Annotated in this window: 16 protein-coding genes; 12 read left to right on the top strand and 4 right to left on the bottom strand. The window is 71.9% G+C overall.

All coding sequences use genetic code 11. The annotated features are described in order from the left end of the window. Positions 1 to 72 precede the first annotated feature (72 nt). On the top strand, positions 73 to 681 hold the full coding sequence (locus OG520_RS06085; protein WP_406012455.1) for a GNAT family N-acetyltransferase: 609 nt from the start codon (positions 73 to 75) through the stop codon (positions 679 to 681). A gap of 42 nt (positions 682 to 723) precedes the next feature. Here OG520_RS06085 and OG520_RS06080 read toward each other — a convergent pair whose 3' ends face one another. Continuing rightward, positions 724 to 942 (bottom strand): hypothetical protein, encoded by a 219-nt coding sequence (locus OG520_RS06080; protein WP_406012454.1) that lies wholly within the window; start codon positions 940 to 942, stop codon positions 724 to 726. Positions 943 to 1,168: 226 nt separating this feature from the next. On the opposite strand from OG520_RS06080, the gene OG520_RS06075 reads away from it, so the two are divergent. Both OG520_RS06075 and OG520_RS06070 read left to right on the top strand, forming a co-directional pair. Then, entirely contained in the window at positions 1,169 to 1,918 is a 750-nt protein-coding gene (locus OG520_RS06075) for a GntR family transcriptional regulator (protein WP_399329744.1), read from the top strand. 56 nt (positions 1,919 to 1,974) lie between these two features. Then, positions 1,975 to 3,177 carry an amidohydrolase gene (locus tag OG520_RS06070; protein ID WP_406012453.1) on the top strand — a complete coding sequence of 401 codons (1,203 nt, stop codon included), beginning with the start codon at positions 1,975 to 1,977 and terminating at the stop codon, positions 3,175 to 3,177. Between the two features lie 15 nt (positions 3,178 to 3,192). Here OG520_RS06070 and pcaB read toward each other — a convergent pair whose 3' ends face one another. After that, positions 3,193 to 4,551 carry a 3-carboxy-cis,cis-muconate cycloisomerase gene (gene pcaB / locus OG520_RS06065; RefSeq protein ID WP_406012452.1) on the bottom strand — a complete coding sequence of 453 codons (1,359 nt, stop codon included), beginning with the start codon at positions 4,549 to 4,551 and terminating at the stop codon, positions 3,193 to 3,195. Positions 4,552 to 4,615: 64 nt separating this feature from the next. Next, the gene (locus tag OG520_RS06060) at positions 4,616 to 5,383 is read right to left on the bottom strand and encodes a VOC family protein (RefSeq protein WP_406012451.1); all 768 of its coding nucleotides are present in this window, start codon (positions 5,381 to 5,383) and stop codon (positions 4,616 to 4,618) included. A gap of 151 nt (positions 5,384 to 5,534) precedes the next feature. On the opposite strand from OG520_RS06060, the gene OG520_RS06055 reads away from it, so the two are divergent. The 3 genes from OG520_RS06055 (at position 5,535) to thrS (ending at position 9,193) form a co-directional block, all read left to right on the top strand. Beyond that, positions 5,535 to 7,244: an FUSC family protein gene (locus OG520_RS06055; RefSeq protein ID WP_406012450.1), complete on the top strand. Its 1,710-nt coding sequence runs from the start codon at positions 5,535 to 5,537 to the stop codon at positions 7,242 to 7,244. Next, positions 7,241 to 7,747 carry a MarR family winged helix-turn-helix transcriptional regulator gene (locus OG520_RS06050; RefSeq protein ID WP_266429499.1) on the top strand — a complete coding sequence of 169 codons (507 nt, stop codon included), beginning with the start codon at positions 7,241 to 7,243 and terminating at the stop codon, positions 7,745 to 7,747. Before OG520_RS06055 ends, OG520_RS06050 begins: the two co-directional genes overlap by 4 nt. Positions 7,748 to 7,978: 231 nt before the next feature. Beyond that, positions 7,979 to 9,193, top strand: a complete 1,215-nt coding sequence (thrS, locus tag OG520_RS06045; RefSeq protein WP_406012449.1) for a threonine--tRNA ligase — start codon at positions 7,979 to 7,981, stop codon at positions 9,191 to 9,193. Between the two features lie 93 nt (positions 9,194 to 9,286). Here the strand turns inward: thrS and OG520_RS06040 are convergent, their stop codons facing one another. After that, on the bottom strand, positions 9,287 to 10,111 hold the full coding sequence (locus OG520_RS06040; RefSeq protein WP_399329738.1) for an IclR family transcriptional regulator: 825 nt from the start codon (positions 10,109 to 10,111) through the stop codon (positions 9,287 to 9,289). A 431-nt stretch (positions 10,112 to 10,542) separates the two neighbouring features. Between OG520_RS06040 and OG520_RS06035 the strand changes: the two genes are divergently transcribed. The 6 genes from OG520_RS06035 (at position 10,543) to OG520_RS06010 (ending at position 16,727) form a co-directional block, all read left to right on the top strand. After that, positions 10,543 to 12,177: a sensor histidine kinase gene (locus OG520_RS06035; protein ID WP_406012448.1), complete on the top strand. Its 1,635-nt coding sequence runs from the start codon at positions 10,543 to 10,545 to the stop codon at positions 12,175 to 12,177. Then, complete coding sequence (locus OG520_RS06030; protein ID WP_093896207.1) at positions 12,174 to 12,581, top strand: roadblock/LC7 domain-containing protein; 408 nt, start codon at positions 12,174 to 12,176, stop codon at positions 12,579 to 12,581. Before OG520_RS06035 ends, OG520_RS06030 begins: the two co-directional genes overlap by 4 nt. Further along, positions 12,578 to 12,949: a DUF742 domain-containing protein gene (locus OG520_RS06025; RefSeq protein WP_259928340.1), complete on the top strand. Its 372-nt coding sequence runs from the start codon at positions 12,578 to 12,580 to the stop codon at positions 12,947 to 12,949. The genes OG520_RS06030 and OG520_RS06025 overlap by 4 nt, the downstream gene beginning before the upstream one ends. After that, on the top strand, positions 12,930 to 13,544 hold the full coding sequence (locus tag OG520_RS06020) for an ATP/GTP-binding protein (protein ID WP_383771308.1): 615 nt from the start codon (positions 12,930 to 12,932) through the stop codon (positions 13,542 to 13,544). The genes OG520_RS06025 and OG520_RS06020 overlap by 20 nt, the downstream gene beginning before the upstream one ends. Before the next feature lie 72 nt (positions 13,545 to 13,616). Next, positions 13,617 to 15,176: a cytochrome P450 gene (locus OG520_RS06015; protein ID WP_399329736.1), complete on the top strand. Its 1,560-nt coding sequence runs from the start codon at positions 13,617 to 13,619 to the stop codon at positions 15,174 to 15,176. A gap of 204 nt (positions 15,177 to 15,380) precedes the next feature. Beyond that, the gene (locus OG520_RS06010) at positions 15,381 to 16,727 is read left to right on the top strand and encodes a 6-phospho-beta-glucosidase (protein WP_399329735.1); all 1,347 of its coding nucleotides are present in this window, start codon (positions 15,381 to 15,383) and stop codon (positions 16,725 to 16,727) included. Positions 16,728 to 16,741 lie beyond the last annotated feature (14 nt).

Raw genomic sequence — 16,741 nt, 5'->3', positions numbered from 1 at the left:
CGGCCGGACGGCGTGTGCGACCGGTGTGAAAGGCGGCCCCGGGGGATTCCGCCACCGTGCGATGATGCGCCCATGCCGTACTTGGTGCCGCCCCACCTTCCTCCGGGTAGCCTCGCGGACTCCGCCCAACCGGCTCTTGCCGTCGCCGACGACCTGCTGCTGCGGCCGTGGCGGCAGGAGGATGCACCGACCGTCGTCGCCGCCTTCTCCGATCCGGCGATCCAGCACTGGCATCTGCGCCGGGCCGACACCGAGGACGAGGCGCGCGGCTGGATCGAGCAGTGGCGGGACGCCTGGTACGGCGAGACCGCGGCTCATTGGGCCGTCGTACGCCCCGAGGGGGCCGGCAACGGGATCGGGGAAGTGCTCGGCCGGGTCTCGCTCCGCTCCCTGGTGCCGGAGATCGGTCTGGCGGAATGCGCCTACTGGGTGCTGCCGGCCGCCCGCGGACGCGGCGTGGCTCCCCGGGCCGTCTCGGCGCTCGCACGCTGGGCCTTCGACGAGATCGGATTCGAGCGGCTCGAACTCGCGCACTCCGTACTGAACGAGGCGTCCTGCCGGGTGGCGGCCAAGACGGGCTTCGCCCTGGAGGGCACCCGGCGCCACTCCCATCCGCACGCCGACGGCTGGCACGACATGCATCTCCACGCCAGGCTCCGCGGGGACGACGCGAACGGCTGACCGCCACGGCGGCGGCGTCGGCCGTCCGGCAGACGCCGCCGCTCAGTCCCGTTCGACGTCCACCTCGGTGAGCCGCGCATACCGCCCGGGGTCGGAGCGACGGATGCGCAGCGCCACCACGACCCCGGCCACGAGCACCACCGGCAGCGGCACCAGCAGCGCCACATCGACCGCCCCCGTGCGCCCGGTGAGCAGATCGAAGTGGAGTGTCGCGAGCACCGGAGAGGCGGGCGGCGGGACGGCCGTCGAGGGTTGTGTCATCGGTGGTTCCTCAGGTGCGAACGGGCGGCTGGACGCCGAAGCCGATGCCTGCTCCAGGCATGGGTCAGCGGAAAAGACCAGTTCAGGGCGCATCGAGTGGGCGCGGCGCTCAAGCTATCTGGTATACCGAATACCAAGCAAGGGTCTACGGAAGCTTTCCGGAATCTGCGATGATCGCGGCACGGGAGCCGGAAGAGACCGGCTCCGACGGGCAGGAAGCGAGTCCATGAGCAGCAGCCGAACCGCCGGCCTCACCGCCACCGGCACGATCGGTGCGGCACATCAGTCGCTGCGCGACCAGGTCTATGTGGAACTGCGCGAGAGGATCATCGACGGCCGCTACCCTTCCGGGCACCGCGTCGTCGAACGGGAACTCGCGGACGAGCTGGGGGTGTCCCGCATCCCCGTACGGGAGGCCATCCAGCGACTGGAGACCGAGGGATTCATCGCCGCTCAGGCACGAAAGGGCGCGTTCGTCGCCCCGCTCGGCCCGGCCGAGGCCGCGGACTTCTTCGACATCCGGGAACACCTGGAGGCGCTGGCGGCCTCGCTGGCCGCCCGGCGCGCGGACCGGGACGGCCTGCGCACCCTGGAGCGGCTTCTGGACCGCGCCCGCCGCGCCGCGGACTCCTCCCGCCGGACCCGCGAACTGGGCTCGGTCCATGCCGACTTCCATCAGCAGATCGTCGTCATGTCCGGCAATCCGCTGCTCCAGGGCCTGATGGCGCCGCTGGACGGCCGGCTGCGCCGGCTCTTCGGTCTCACCTCCGAGCCGGGCGACGGTCCCGTGATGTGCGGCGAGCACGAACTGCTCTACGAGGCGATCAGGAGCGGCGACGCGGAGGCGGCGGAACGGATCGCCCGCCGTCATGTGGCCGGAACGCGCGAGACCGCGATGCAGATGCTCGCCGCAGCCACCACCGCTGACACCGCCACCGCCGCACCGGCGGATCCCGGTCCCCGGCTCCGGCCCTGACCGGCACGCCCCACCCCGCGCACGACGTCGCGCACCACCGAAGGAGACCCCGCCCCATGGCGACGCCCGCCCCCGCCCGCCCCCATGTCCTGTTCACCACCGTCCTTTCCTCCGATGGGTGCACCCGTGACCTGCTGGTCTCCGACGGCCGGATCGCCGCGTACGACCCGGCGGAGCTGCCCGACGGCTGCGTGACCGTGGACGCCGCGGGAGCCCTCGCCCTGCCTCCGCCCGTCGACGCGCACATCCACCCCGACAAGTCGACCTGGGGCGGGCCCTGGCTGAGCCGCGAACCCGCCGGGACGCTCCGTGACCTGATCGAGGGCGATGTACGGGCCAGGACCGCCCTCACGACCCCGGTGGAGGAGCGGGCCGGGGCGCTCATGGACCGGGCCGTCGCCCGTGGCACCCGCGCCATGCGGGCCCATGTGGACGTCGCCCCCGTCCACGGCCTCGCCGGGGTGCACGGGGTGCGGGCGGCGGCCGATGCCCGCAAGGACCTCCTCGACGTCCAGATCGTCGCCTTCCCCCAGCTCGGCCTGTTGAGCGAGCCCGGCACCGCGGAACTCATGGAGCAGGCCCTGACCGAGGGCGCCGACGTCGTCGGCGGTCTCGACCCGATCGGCATCGACGACGACATGGAGGGCCAGCTGGACTTCGTGTTCGGGCTGGCCGCCCGCAGGGGCGCCCCGGTCGACATCCATCTGCACGACGGCGGGCCCGTCGGGCTGCGCCAGGTCACCGAGATCGCCCGGCGTACCGTCGCCGCCGGGATGCAGGGACGCGTCGCCATCGGCCACGCCTTCGCCGTGGCCGAGCTCGGGGGCGACGAACGCGACGCCGTCGCGGCGCGGTTGGCCGAAGCCGGTGTCTCCCTGGTCACCTGTGCCCTGGGCGGCGACCCGGTCCTGGACCCCGCACGGCTCACCCCGCACGGCGTGCGGGTCGCCGTCGGCTCGGACGGCGTGCGCGATGCCTGGACGCCGTTCGGTGACGGCGACATGCTCGGCCGGGCCCATCTGCTCGCCTACCGCACGGATGCCCGCACCGATGCCGAACTCGCCGCCTGCTACGAGGCGGTGGCCCGGGGCGGCGCCTCCTTGCTCGGTCTGCCCGCCTCCCGGCTGGAGACCGGGGACCCGGCCGACTTCGTCCTGGTGGCCGCCGGTTCGCTGCCCGAGGCCGTCGTGGACCGCCCGATCCCGTCCCTGGTCGTACGCGCCGGCCGGGTCATCGCACGCGAGGGCCGGCTGGTCTGAGGCGCACCGGACCGCTCAGCCGCGGTCGAGCGCGCGATCGGTGAGGGAGCCCGCGCATCCGGTGTACCGGGCGGGGTCGGTCAGTTCGCCCAGGTCGAGACCGGCGAGTTCGGGTTCCTCGTCGAGCACATCGGCGAGGACGTCGGCCAGGTCCGTGGTCTCCGCACGGGCCCGGTGGGCGGCGCTCACCAGCACCTCCCTGGCGCGCTTGCGGCCGATTCGTTCGGCGAACACGGCGGCCAGCCGCTCCGAGACGATCAGCCCGTCGGTGAGCTGAAGGTTCTCCCGCATCGCGTACGGGACGACGCGCAGTGTGCCGGTGAGCTCGGCGGCGCGGTGCGCGGCCCCGCCGACGAGCCGCAGCAGTTCGCGCAGCGGCTCCCACTCGGCGTGCCAGGCCCCGGCCGGACGCTCGTCCTCGGCGGCGAGCGAGCCGTACAGTGTCGCCGCCAGACCGGGGGCGCGACGGGCGGCCGCCGCGATCAGTGTGGCGTGCACCGGATCGGCCTCGTGCGTCATGGCGGACGATTCATCGCCCCGCCCCTCGGTGACCTCGCCGATCTCGGTGCGGGACAGATTGAGCACATCGGCCGCCATCTTGCCGAGCGCACCGGCCGTGAAGGCGAGCGCGCCCGCCAGGTCGGCGATCGGGGTACGCAGGGTGTGCCACGGCAACAGCGGTTCGGCGAGACCGAGTTCGCTCGCGAACGCCTGGATCAGGGGCAGCCCCGGATCGATCCCGTCGGCATCCTCGGTGGGCGCGTACGCCTCGAATGCGGCCAACGTGCCTGCCGCGCCGCCGAGTTGTGCGGGCAGCGACTCCCGTACGGCCGAGAGCCGGTCCCGGGCGTCCAGGATCAGCGCCCGCCACCCTGCCGCCTTGAGCCCGAAAGTGGTCGGTGCGGCGTGCTGGGTGAGCGTCCGGCCGGCCATCGGGGTGTTGCGATGCGCGGCGGCGAGCCGTGCCACCGCTTCCGCGGTCCGCGCCAGGTCGTCGAGCAGCGGAGCCAGGGTCCGCGCGGCGACGAGCATGGCGGCGGTGTCGAGGATGTCCTGGCTGGTCGCGCCCCGGTGCACATACGGCCGGACGTCCTGCTCCACCGCGGCGAGGAGGTCCATGGTCAGCGGGACGACCGGATCGCCGTCCGCGCGTGCGCGCAGCGCCAGGTCCCGTACGTCGAACCGGCCCGCGTCGGCCGCCGAGGTCACCGCCCGCCCGGCCTCCGCGGGGGCGAGCCCGCAGCCGGACTGGGCACGGGTGAGCGCCGCCTCGGCGTCGAGCATCGCCTGCAGAAAGGCGCTGTCGCCCGTGGTCGTCTCGGCGGGGGAGCCGGCCCACCCGGGGGCGAGCAGTCCGGCGTCGCTCTCGTACATCGGCTGAACTCCAGGGGACCTTGGGGTCTTTCGTCCGGATCGGGCCCGATCCGGACGAAAGACCCTAACCTTCGTTGCCTGCCCGGTGGATGCCGAACACCGCACCCTGCGGGTCCCGTACGACCGCGATCCGCGGCCCGTCCGGAATGTCGTTCGGTGGCATCAGCAGTTCGCCACCGGCTCCCTGCGCCGTCGCGGCCGTCGCGTCGACATCCGTCACGGCGAAGTACGGCAGCCAGTTCGGCGGCGCCTCCGGCGGGAACCTGTCGTCCATGATCAGCATCCCGCCGAAGTCCTCACCGGCCACGCCCCACTGCGTGTAATGCTCCGACGCGGCGTTCACCGTCCATCCGAAGACCGCGGGATAGAAAGCGAGCGCCGGGTCGGCCTCACGGGTGACGAGTTCGACCCAGCCGAGCGCACCGGGGGCGTTCAGCCGCTCGGCACCGGCGAAGGCGCGCGCCTGCCACAACGAGAACACCGCGCCGGACGGATCGGCGACGACCGCGAACCTGCCCTGGTCGAACACGTCCATCGGGCCCACCAGGAGCGAGCCGCCCGCCGACTTCACCTGCTCGACCGTGGCGTCCGTGTCCTCGGTGGCGAACGAGACCGTCCAGGCCGTCGGCTGACCCGGCTGGTAGATCGGGCTGAGCGCCGCCACTCGCGCGTCGCCGAGGTGCGCCATCGTGTAGCCGCCCGCCTCCTCGCGCGGATCGGTCTCGGAGCGCCAGCCGAAGAGTGCCGCGTAGAACGACTTGGCGGCCGGGATGTCGGGGGTGCTCAACTCGATCCAGCAGGGGCCGCTGGGCACGGGTTCGGTGAGCTTCATTCGGATTCCTCCGTGGGGTGCGTGGGGCACGTGGACGCGTACCTGTGCCTGCGCCTGTCCGTCCTTGCGCACTCGAACGCTATGACCTCGTGCGGGAGGCGGCCATCGGGGGAAAATGCTTTACAGGTGTAATACCTGCTAAAGTATTTGGGTGAGCGATACAACTACCCGGTCCCGGCAGCCCTCCGTCCGCAGACTCCCGCTGGCAGCTCCGCTGCGTCTCGCCCGGCCCTCGGACATGTGGTTCAAACCGGCGCTGAGCGTGGTCGTCGCCACCGCCGTACCGGATCTGGTGCTGCTCGCCGTCGACCGGCTCGACCTCGTGATGTACACGATGGCCGGTTCGCTCTGTGCGCTGTACGGCCACAACCTGCCGTACGCCCGTCGCGCGCGGGCCGTCGCCGGAGTCGTCGTCGCCATGATCATCGGCCTGGCGGCATCGCTGGTCGCGGCCTCTCTCACCGGCTCGACCGCCGTGCTGATCGCGGTGGGGGCGCTGCTCGCGGCGGGGCAGAAGACGCTCTGCGACGCCACCCGCATCGGTCCGCCCGGACCGGTGATCTTCACTTTCGTCACCTCCGCCGCGCTCTTCGCCCCACAGCGTCTCGGCCAGGTGCCGGGTCATCTCGCGCTGACCCTGGGCGCGGGCGTGATCGCCTGGCTGGTCACGGCCGGCCCCGCGCTCCTCCGCCGGGAGGGCCCGGAGCGCCGGGCGACGGCCCGCGCCCTCGACGCGGCTGCGGCGTACCTCGCCGATCCCGGCCACCGCACCCGGCACGCCGCTGCCGCCGCCGTGCACGCGGCCTGGCAGACCCTGCTCGCCGCCGGACGCCCCACACCCGTGCGCCGGGCGCTCGAACACCTCGTCGTCCACGCCGAAGCCGCCCTCGCCGGAGGCACCCTCGACGCCTCCCCGGCCGCCCCCGCTCCCGACCCCGACCGGCTCCGCGCCTGGGCCCGGCAGACCCGCGCCCGCGGCCCCGTTCCCACTCCGCCGCCCGCCCCCGGCACGTCCGAGGAACTGTTCGGCATCGAGGCCGAACGGGCCGCCCGGCGCGGTGACAGCCGCCGCGACGCCCGCCGCGCGCTGCTGCGCCGCCTCGCCCCGGGCTCCCCGCTGCTGCCCATCGGCGCCCGTGCGCTCATCGGCTGCGCCCTGGCCGGCTACGTCTCCCAGGCGGCCGGCGTCGGCCGTCCCTACTGGGCGATCGTCACCGCCGCCTCGCTGTACCAGGCAAATGTGACCTTGTCCTGGAACCGGGCCCTCCAGCGCACCCTCGGCAATCTGCTCGGCGTCCTCGTCTTCGCCGCCGTCCTCCCGGTCAGCCGCACCGGACCGCTGGCGCTCATCGGCTTCTGTCTGTTCTTCGGTTTCGCGGCGGAGGCCCTGATCACCCGCAACTACTGGCTCGGCTCCGTCGCCGTCACCCCGATGGCGCTGCTGGTCCTGGAATTCGGCGGCACCCACCCGACGGCCGGTGAACTCATCGGCGACCGGGTCCTGGACACCGTCATCGGCGCCGGGGCGGGCCTGCTCGCCGCCATGCTGGTGACCAACCGCCGGGCCGCCGGACGCCTGGAGAAGGCGCTGGCCGCCACCGATCTGGCCCGCGCCCGCGCCGTGCACGCGCTGGCCGCCCCGCAGACGGCGCCCGCCGCGCTCGACGCCGCCCGCCGCGAACTGACCGGATCGCTCGTCGAGCTGCGCGAGGCGGACGACACCGCGGCGGGCGAATGGTGGCAGCGCGCCCTGCCCCAGGAGCAGGTCCTCGCCGCCGAGCAGGCCGGACACCGTACGCTCGCCGCGACAGCAACACGGCGGGGGCCGATCGCCCGCGCCCCGGAGAACGGAGCGGTGTGACCGACGACATCGTCGCCTCGGTGGTACGGCAGTGGCAGGCCGTCAACCCGGAGCTGGACACCGGACCGATGGAACTCATCGGCCGCATCAACCGCTGCGCGGCCCTGCTCCAGCAGGCGGAGGACGCCCCGCTGCGCGCCGCCGGTCTGACCCGCGCCGAGTTCGACCTGCTCGGTGCCGTACGCCGTACCGACCGTGAACTCACCCCCGGCGAACTGGCCAGGGAGACCTTCTCGTCCGGCGCCGCGGTCACCAAGCGCCTGCGGGTCCTCCAGGAGCGCGGTCTGGTCGACCGCCGCGGCGACGACCGCGACCGCCGGGTCAACCACGTCCGCCTCACCGAGCAGGGCCGCGAGCTGGTGGACATGCTGTTGCCCCGGCAGCTCGCGTACGAACGCACGGTGCTGTCCGGCCTCGACGAGCAGTCCCGTACCCGGCTCAGCGCCCAGCTCAGCGAGCTGCTGGTGCAGCTGGAGGGGCGTATCGGCGGCGCCCGGCGCTGAACCGAGGGGCAGGTCCGCGGGGCGGTGTGAGGTCCGTGCCGAGGGCACCGGAAAATCCCGCGCGGATGCCGGTACACCGCTGCTAACGTCCACCACATGAAGCGCGCTGCCATGACGACGACGCCGGAGAGTGTCCCGGCGCGCTGACAGCTGTGCAGTGAGAAGCCCCGGGGCGAGTGCCCCGGGGCTTCGCCTTGCGGTCACCCGCCCGACGACCGCGAGGAGACCGCCATGCACGACCACCGCAAGCTCGGCCGCGAGCTGGGCCTGTTCGACACCGACCCGCTGATCGGCGCGGGTCTGCCCTACTGGCTGCCCGACGGCGCCGCCGTGCGCCACACCCTGGAGGAGTACATCCGCACCGCCGAACGGCGGGCCGGCTACCGGCACGTGTACTCGCCGGTGCTCGGCAAGCGGGAGCTGTACGAGATCTCCGGGCACTGGTCGCACTACAGCGACGACATGTTCCCGCCGATGGACCTGGGCGGGGAACAGGTGGTGCTGCGGCCGAGCCTGTGTCCGCACCACGCGGTCATCTACCGTTCCCGCTCGCACAGCTACCGCGAACTGCCGCTGCGCATGGCCGAGCTGGGCGGCATGTACCGCTCCGAGCTCTCCGGAGTGCTCGGCGGACTGACCCGTGTGCGGTCCATCCAGCTGAACGACGCGCACATCTTCTGCACCCCGGACCAGGTGGCCGAGGAAGCGCGGGCCGCTCTGGAGCTGATCGGCGCGGCGTACCGGGCGTTGGGCATCAGCGCGGCCCGCTACCGCCTCTCCCTCCCGGGCGCGGGAGGCAAGTACGTCGACGACCCGGCGATGTGGCAGCGGTCCACCGCTCTGCTGACCGAGGTCCTCGACCGTTCGGGAGTGCCCTACGAGGCGGCCGAGGGAGAGGCCGCGTTCTACGGCCCCAAGATCGATGTGCAGGTCGCCGACGGCGCGGGCCGCGAGTCGACCCTGTCCACCGTGCAGATCGACTTCCATCAGCCGGTCCGGTTCGACCTGCACTACATCGGTGCCGACGGCGCGAAACACCGGCCGGTCATGGTCCACCGCAGCATCATCGGCAGTGTGGAGCGGGCCGTTGCCCATCTGATCGAGGCGCATGGCGGGGCCCTCCCCGCCTGGCTCGCCCCCACCCAGGTGGTGATCCTCCCGATCTCCGACGCCGAACTGCCGGCCGCCGAGGCGCTCGCCCGGCAATGTGCCGACCTGGGGCTGCGGGCCGAGATCGCCGGACCGGAGCGCGGCACTCTGGGCGCACGCATCCGGGAAGCGCGCCTGGCGCCCTGCCAGGCGGTCATCGGGGCCAGGGAAGCGGCCGAAGGGCACGTGGCCCTGCGCCTGCGCGACGGAACCCGGCTGGAGCCGCAGCCCGCGGACGAGGTTCTCGCCCGGATCGCCGCCCTGGTGGACGCGCACAGCATCGAACTCCGGGCGTAGGGACCCCGGCCGGCCCGGAAGCCGGAGCGGACCACCGTGTTCGGGTGGTCCGCTCCGGCGCGTGCTCCTCCCCGGCTGCACGGCAGGGATCGCTCAGACCGTGCCCAACAGTGCGGCGGACACGTGGAGTTCCTCGGCGTGACGGGCGAGCGCCGCGTCGTCGCCGCGGTCGGCGGGTGCCGACGCCATCAGGGCGAGCCGGTCGCGCCAGCTCGATCCCGCCAGCGGTACGGCCACGGTGTTCATGCCCCGGACCGACTCCCCGCGGCTGAGCGCGTATCCGCGGGAGCGGATCTCCTCCAGCTCGGCGAGCAGCGCGGAGCGCGAGGTGACGGTGCTCGGCGTGGCCGCGGGCAGCTCCTCCCCCGGATAGAGGGCGCAGACCTGTCCCGTCGTCATCCGGGAGAGCAGCATCTTGCCGCCCGATGTGGCGTGGGCGGGGTGCGTACCGCCGGCCTCCGGCATCACCCGCACCGGATGCGGGGACTCGCGGCCGTCGGTGACGACGATCCGGTCGCCGATCAGCGCCGCACTCTGCACCGTCTCGCCGGTCCGCCGCAGCGCGTCCTCCAGTACCGCTCCCAGCCGTTCGCGGACGGCCGTGCCGAATCCCGCCGGGCGGCCGAGCCGGACCAGCTCCGGACCGGCCGAGTAACCGCGGCCGGAGAAGTCCCGGATCGCGAAGCCGCGTCCCTCCAGGGTGCTGAGCACCCGGTGCGCGGTGGACCGGCCCACGGAGAGCAGCCCGGCGGCCTCGGAGACGGTGAGCGTGTCATGGGTGAGGAAGAGCTGCATCAGCCGGAGCCCGGTGTCCAGCGACTCGATGGTGTAGCCCCGATCGGGCCCCATGGTGTGTCCGTTCCCCTTCGGTTCCGGTGTCAGTTCGGTGACCCGGCCGTCCACCCGCCCATGAGTCATGAATGTGCTCCTTTCGATCCGGTTCGATCGCATGTACGCCTGTCCTGTGCTGCGGGACAAGATGGAGTGGCAGGCCGGGGGTGAGTCGCTCAACTGCCGCCGCTGTCACCGTACGTGCCCGGCAGGGTGGCCTGGCCGGGCACGTCGGTCGGCTCGGGCGCTGTCCCGTTCTGCGGTACGAACGACTCCCTTCCTCACCGGATCGCGCCGGGTGTCACTCCTTGTGTGCGCGTGACGGCGGTACGTGCAAAAACTCGTGAGTGTATTACCGCTGGAGCGCTCGCGCAGGGGGTTGGGTGAATATGCCGAAGCACTGATTCGATCTGACTAAGCTCACGCGCAGTGAAGTCGAGTTGATATGAATTCGAGCGCTTGTTCACGACTGTCCTGCAAGCGTGCATACGTCCCGAATCAACCGCCAGAGGTCTTAGATGGTTCGTGTTGAATCACCGCCGATCGACCGAGAAACCCCAGTCGCTCGTGCCGTGTTGCTGCCCGTGCTCCTGATGGGCGGCGCCACCGCCGCCGCGGTGGCACTGGTTTCCGCGGCCGCGCGGATACCAGTCGTGTGGTGCGGCACCGTCGCCACTGTCGTGGCTGTCGCGTTGAGCGTCCAACTTGCCCGCCGGGCGCGCGATCTGCGTGCTCAGCGCGCGGTGTACGAACGGCGTTTCGCCGATCTGGAACGGCGCATCGCCACCCACGACGACGAGACCGTGCGGATCAGCAAGGAACTCCTGCCGGCCGCCATCCACCGGCTGCGCGTGGGCAATTCGCCCGAGGAGGTGCTCCGCGACGTCGTCGACGCGGACGAGTTGTACCGCGACCTGCCGGATGCCCAACGCACCCTCGTCTACACGGTGCTGAACATCATCGACAACGAAGAGGCGATGCGTGACTCCGCGCAGCGCGCCTTCGTCAACGTCGCCCGGCGCGTCCAGGCGATCGTCCACCGCCAGGCGAGCGAACTGCGCGAGATGGAGGAGCACCACGGGCGCAACCCCGACGTCTTCGACGACCTGCTCCGCATCGACCACGGCACCGCACTGATCGGCCGCCTCGCCGACTCCATCGCGGTACTCGGCGGCGCCCGGCCCAGCCGCCAGTGGCCCAAGCCCGTACCGCTGTTCAGCGTGTTGCGCGGCGCCATGTCGCGGATCCTGGAATACCCCCGCGTCGATCTGCACTCGATCGCCAAGGTCGCCATCATCGGCACCGCCGTCGAGCCGCTCATCCACGCCTGCGCCGAACTCCTGGACAACGCCACCCGCTACTCGCCCCCGCAGACCCGGGTGCACGTCACCGCCGTCGAGGTGCAGACCGGCATCGCGATCGAGATCGAGGACGGCGGTGTCTCGCTCAGCGAGGAGGCCCGTTCGCGGGCCGAGAACATGCTTGCCAGGGCCCAGGCCGGCTCCAACATGAACGACCTCGGCGAGTCCCCGCGGCTCGGCATGGCCGTCGTCGGCCGGCTCTCGCGGATGTACGACCTCCAGGTCTCGCTGCGGCAGTCCGCGTACGGCGGTGTCCGCGCCGTGCTCATCGTGCCCCGCGCGATGATCACCACCGGACCCGCTCCCGGTATCGCCCACGGCATCGGCGCCACGTCGAGGCCCACCAGCGACATCGACCAGGAGGCGATGAAGCACGTCGTGCCGGCCCGCCGCAAGCCCCGTACCCCCGTGGCCCAGCGACCCGCCACCGGGCCGGTCGCGCCGGTCACCCGGCCGGTCGTTCCCGCGGCCGCCATGGAGGACGACGTCCCCGTGGTGACCGAGTGGACCGCGGGCGGGCTCCCGCAACGCCGCAGTCGCGGCCGGGCACCCCTGGGCTCGCACAACCTCCCGGCCCAGCCCGTCGACCCCACCGCAGGCCAGCGCAACGGCTACACCAACGGCCACACGAACGGCCACGCCAACGGCCACGGACCCGGCGGCTCCGGCGGCAAGGAGCAGCCCCCCGGGCTCTGGCTGGAGGCCTTCACCAACGCGGTCAACGGCGTGCCGCAGGACCCGAAGACCGACGAAGACTCTGACGATGCGTGGGACAAGGGAGACCTGAAGTGATCCAGCAGCGGGGAAACATGGACTGGATGCTCAAGGAACTGGCCGACGACGTACCGGACATCCACCAGATCGTGGTGCTCTCCGCCGACGGTCTGCGCATCGCCCGGCACGGCGGCGACCCCGACGTCGCCGACCGCCTCGCGGCGGCCTGTGCCGGACTGCAGAGCCTGGCCGCCGCCGTCGCCTCCGAAATCCCGTACAGCGACGGTCTCATGCGACTGGTCGTCATCGAAGTGACCGGTGGCTTCTTCTACCTGATGGCCGCCGGAACGGGCGCGTACCTCGCCGTCCTCGCCGGTGAGACGGTCGATGCGGGACTCGTCGGATCGCGGATGCGCGACATGGTCGTCAGGATCGGTGCCCACCTGACGAGTCCGCCGCGCCATGACGGGCAGGCCGGATGAATTCTCCCCGAAGAGAACGCCGAAAGGCCGATCCGGCACTGAGTGACCCGGAACGGCTGTACGTGATCACCGGCGATCCCGACGGCAGCGAGCGGGCACAGCTGGATCTGGTCACGATGATCGTCGCGCAGGCACAGCCGACGCCGACGGTCCAGCCCGAGCAGGCCGTGATCCTGCGGCTCTGCCAGGCACCGTTATCCGTCGCCGAGATCTCGGCATACCTGGGTCTGCCCTTCAGCGTGGTGACCTCGCTCCTCACCGAACTCCTCGCTGCCGGACTCATCGAATCGCGCGCACCCATCGTCCGCGCCACCCTCCCGGACAGGTCCCTTCTCGAAGCGGTGATGCATGGACTTCAGAAGCTCTGACACGATCACCGGCCCCCGGCGCGAGGACGTCCTTCCCACCACGGCGACAGCCGCGGTGAAGGTCGTGATCGTCGGCGGGTTCGGGGTCGGCAAGACGACCATGGTCGGTTCCGTCAGCGAGATCCGGCCGCTGACCACCGAGGAGACCATGACCCAGGCCGGTGTCGGTGTGGACGACAACTTCGGGGTGGAGAGCAAGACCGCCACCACTGTCGCCATGGACTTCGGCCGGATCTCCATCAGTGAGGAGCTGATCCTCTATCTGTTCGGCACCCCGGGCCAGGAACGGTTCTGGTTCCTGTGGAACGGCCTGTTCGAAGGTGCCCTCGGCGCGGTGGTCCTCATCGACACCCGGCGGCTCGAAGTCAGCTTCGACGTCATCGGGAGACTGGAGGAGCGCGGCGTGCCGTTCGTCGTCGCCATCAACACCTTCCCCGACGCCCCGAAACATCCTGTCGAGGCGCTGCGGAGCGCCCTGGACCTGCCCGAAGAGGTCCCGATGATCGACTGCGACGCCCGACTGCGCGGTTCCAGCCGCGACGTGCTGATGACCCTGATGCGTTATCTGCACAGTCTGGCCCTCCCGCTCGCCTGACCGCAGTACCAACCCCCCCCCGCGCGCATCCCCCATCGTCCGGTACTTGGAAGCCTGATCCCTGGAGCGATCGTGACAACCCCATTCCACTACGAGCCCGGAGCGGCCCAGGGGCCGGTTCCGCCCCCCGAGTGCCCGGCCCACGGCCTCGGCATCGGCCCCGGCGGACTGCGCCGGTTCTACGGCCCGGAGGCCGAGCGGGACCCCCACGGGCTCTACGACAAACTGCGCGCCGAACACGGCACCGTGGCCCCCGTGCTGCTGCACGGAGACGTACCCGCCTGGCTGGTCCTCGGGCACAGCGAGAACCTGCACATGACGCGTACGCCCTCGCAGTTCTCCCGCGACTCCCGGCGGTGGCGGGCCCTGCAGGACGGCAGCGTAGCCCCGGACCACCCGCTGGCCCCGATCTTCACCTGGCAGCCGATGTGCGTGTTCGCCGACGGCGCCACCCATGAACGCCTGCGCGGCGCGGTCACCGACAGCATGGGCCGGATCGACACCCGCGGCGTCCGCCGTCACGTCAACCGCTACAGCAACCGGCTCGTCAACGACTTCTGCCAGCAGGGCCGTGTCGACCTGGTCAGCCAGTTCGCCGAGCGGCTGCCGATGATGGTGATGTGCGCGATCATCGGCATGCCCGAGGAGTACAACGACCGGATGGTCCAGGCCGCCCGCGACATGACCCGGGGCACGGCGACCGCCGTCGCGAGCAACGCCTATGTTCTCGACGCGCTGACCCGGCTCGTCCAGCGCCGCCGGCGCGAGCCTGCGGACGACTTCGCCACCTGGCTCGTCGAGCACCCCGCAGGGCTGAACGACCAGGAGGTCAGCGAGCATCTCCGGCTGGTCCTCATCGCCTCCTACGAGGCGACCGCCAACCTGATCGCCAACGTCCTGCGCATGGTGCTCACCGACCCGCGATTCCGGGCCAGGCTCAGCGGTGGTCACATGACGGTGCCCGAGGCGGTCGAGCAGACGCTGTGGGACGAGCCGCCGTTCACCGCGGTCTTCGGCCGCTGGGCGGTCGGTGACACCGAGCTCGGCGGCAAGCAGATCAAGGCGGGCGACGCATTGATCGTCGGCATCGCACCGGCCAACACCGATCCGGTGGTCCGGCCCGATCTGGGCGCCGACATGGCGGGCAACCGCGCCCATCTCGCGTTCAGCGGCGGCCCGCATGAATGCCCCGGGCAGGACATCGGACGAGCCGTCGCGGACGTCGGTGTCGACGCCCTGCTGATGCGGCTGCCCGACCTCGAACTCGCCGTCGAGGAGAGCGAGCTGAGCTGGATCGGGAACATCATGGGCCGGCACCTGGTGGAGCTTCCGGCGGACTTCGCCGCGCGCCCGCCGCAGGACGACAAGGAACCGCCGTCCATGGGGAGGCCCAACCCGCAGAGCCAGGACTGGGAGGTGCAGTCGACGGTCCGGCACACCGCCCCCACACCCGGCCGCGCCCCGGCCGCCGCGCCCACGGGCACGACGGTCACGGCCGAGGTCACGGTCGTCGACGAATCGGGGAACACGGCCTCCGAACCGTCCGCCGTCGGCCGGATCCCGCAGCAACGCGGCGAATCCGCACCGGTGAGGCTGTGGCGGTCCGTTTCGCGCTGGTGGAGCGGCAGCTGACCCGACATGCCCCTTGGGGCGAAGGCATGACCGACACCCGGCCCGGTGGCCGAGGACCCTCGGGTCCTCGGCCACCGGGCCGGCCCCGTCCTGGGCCCCCGCCCTCGGGTGACGGGCCCGGCGGCGTCCTCGACCGTCAGGCGAGAGCTGCCGTCCGGAGTCGCTCGACCCCGGTCCGGTCCGGCCCCCGTACCATGCGGAAGCGTGAAGCTGACAATTCTGGGCGGCGGCGGATTCCGGGTTCCTCTCGTGTACGGGGCGCTGCTCGCCGACCACGCCGAAGGCCGCGTATCGGCGGTCACCCTCCACGACACCGACGCGGACCGGCTCACCGCCGTGGCCCGGGTGCTCGGCGAACAGGCCGCCGGCGTCCCGGACGCGCCCACCGTCACCGCCACCACCGAACTCGACGAAGCACTGCGCGGCGCCGACTTCGTCTTCTCGGCGATCCGTGTCGGCGGCCTCGAAGGCCGGGCGGCCGACGAACGGGTGGCCCTCGACGAAGGCGTACTCGGCCAGGAGACGGTCGGCGCGGGCGGCATCGCGTACGGCCTGCGCACCGTGCCGGTAGCCGTGGACCTCGCACGGCGCATCGCGCGGCTCGCCCCCGAGGCCTGGGTCATCAACTTCACCAACCCGGCCGGCCTGGTCACCGAGGCCATGTCCCGGCATCTGGGCGACCGGGTCATCGGCATCTGCGACTCCCCGGTGGGCCTCGGCCGCCGCATCGCCCGGGTGCTCGGCGCCGACCCCGACCGGGCCCGGATCGACTACGTCGGGCTCAACCATCTTGGCTGGGTCCGCGGACTGCACGTCGACGGCCGGGACGAACTCCCGAGGTTGTTCGCGGACCCGGAGCTCCTCGGCTCCTTCGAGGAGGGCCGGCTCTTCGGCACCGACTGGCTGCGCTCGCTGGGCGCCGTCCCCAACGAATACCTGCACTACTACTACTTCAACCGGGAAGCGGTACGCGCCTACCAGGACGCCGAGCAGACCCGCGGCGCCTTCCTCCGCGAGCAGCAGGAAGGCTTCTACGCCCGGATGAAGGACCCCGCCACGCCTGCCCTGTCCGCCTGGGACCGTACTCGCGCCGAGCGCGAAGCCACCTACATGTCGGAGAACAGGGAGGTCGCCGGGGTCGGGGAGCGGGACGAGAGCGATCTGGAGTCCGGCGGCTACGAGAAGGTGGCGCTCGCCCTCATGCGGGCCGTCGCCCGCAACGAACGGACCTCGCTCATCCTCAACGTCCGCAACCGCACCACGCTTTCGGTGCTCGACGCGGACGCCGTCATCGAGGCGCCGTGCCTGGTCGACGCCAACGGCGCCCATCCCGTCGCCGCCGACCCGCTTCCGTACCACGCCGTAGGGCTGGTCACCGCGGTCAAGGCCGTCGAGCGCGCGGTACTGGACGCTGCGGAGAGCGGCTCCCGCACCGCCGCCGTGAAGGCCTTCGCGCTGCACCCGCTGGTCGACTCGGTGACCGTGGCCCGACGCCTCGTCGACGGGTACACCAAGGTCCATCCCGGCCTCGCCTACCTGAACCGGCCGTAGAGGGACTGGGGTCT

This window comes from Streptomyces sp. NBC_00984, assembly GCF_045162475.1.
Classification (GTDB): Bacteria; Actinomycetota; Actinomycetes; order Streptomycetales; family Streptomycetaceae; genus Streptomyces.
This window is presented reverse-complemented; position numbering and strand designations above follow the sequence as displayed.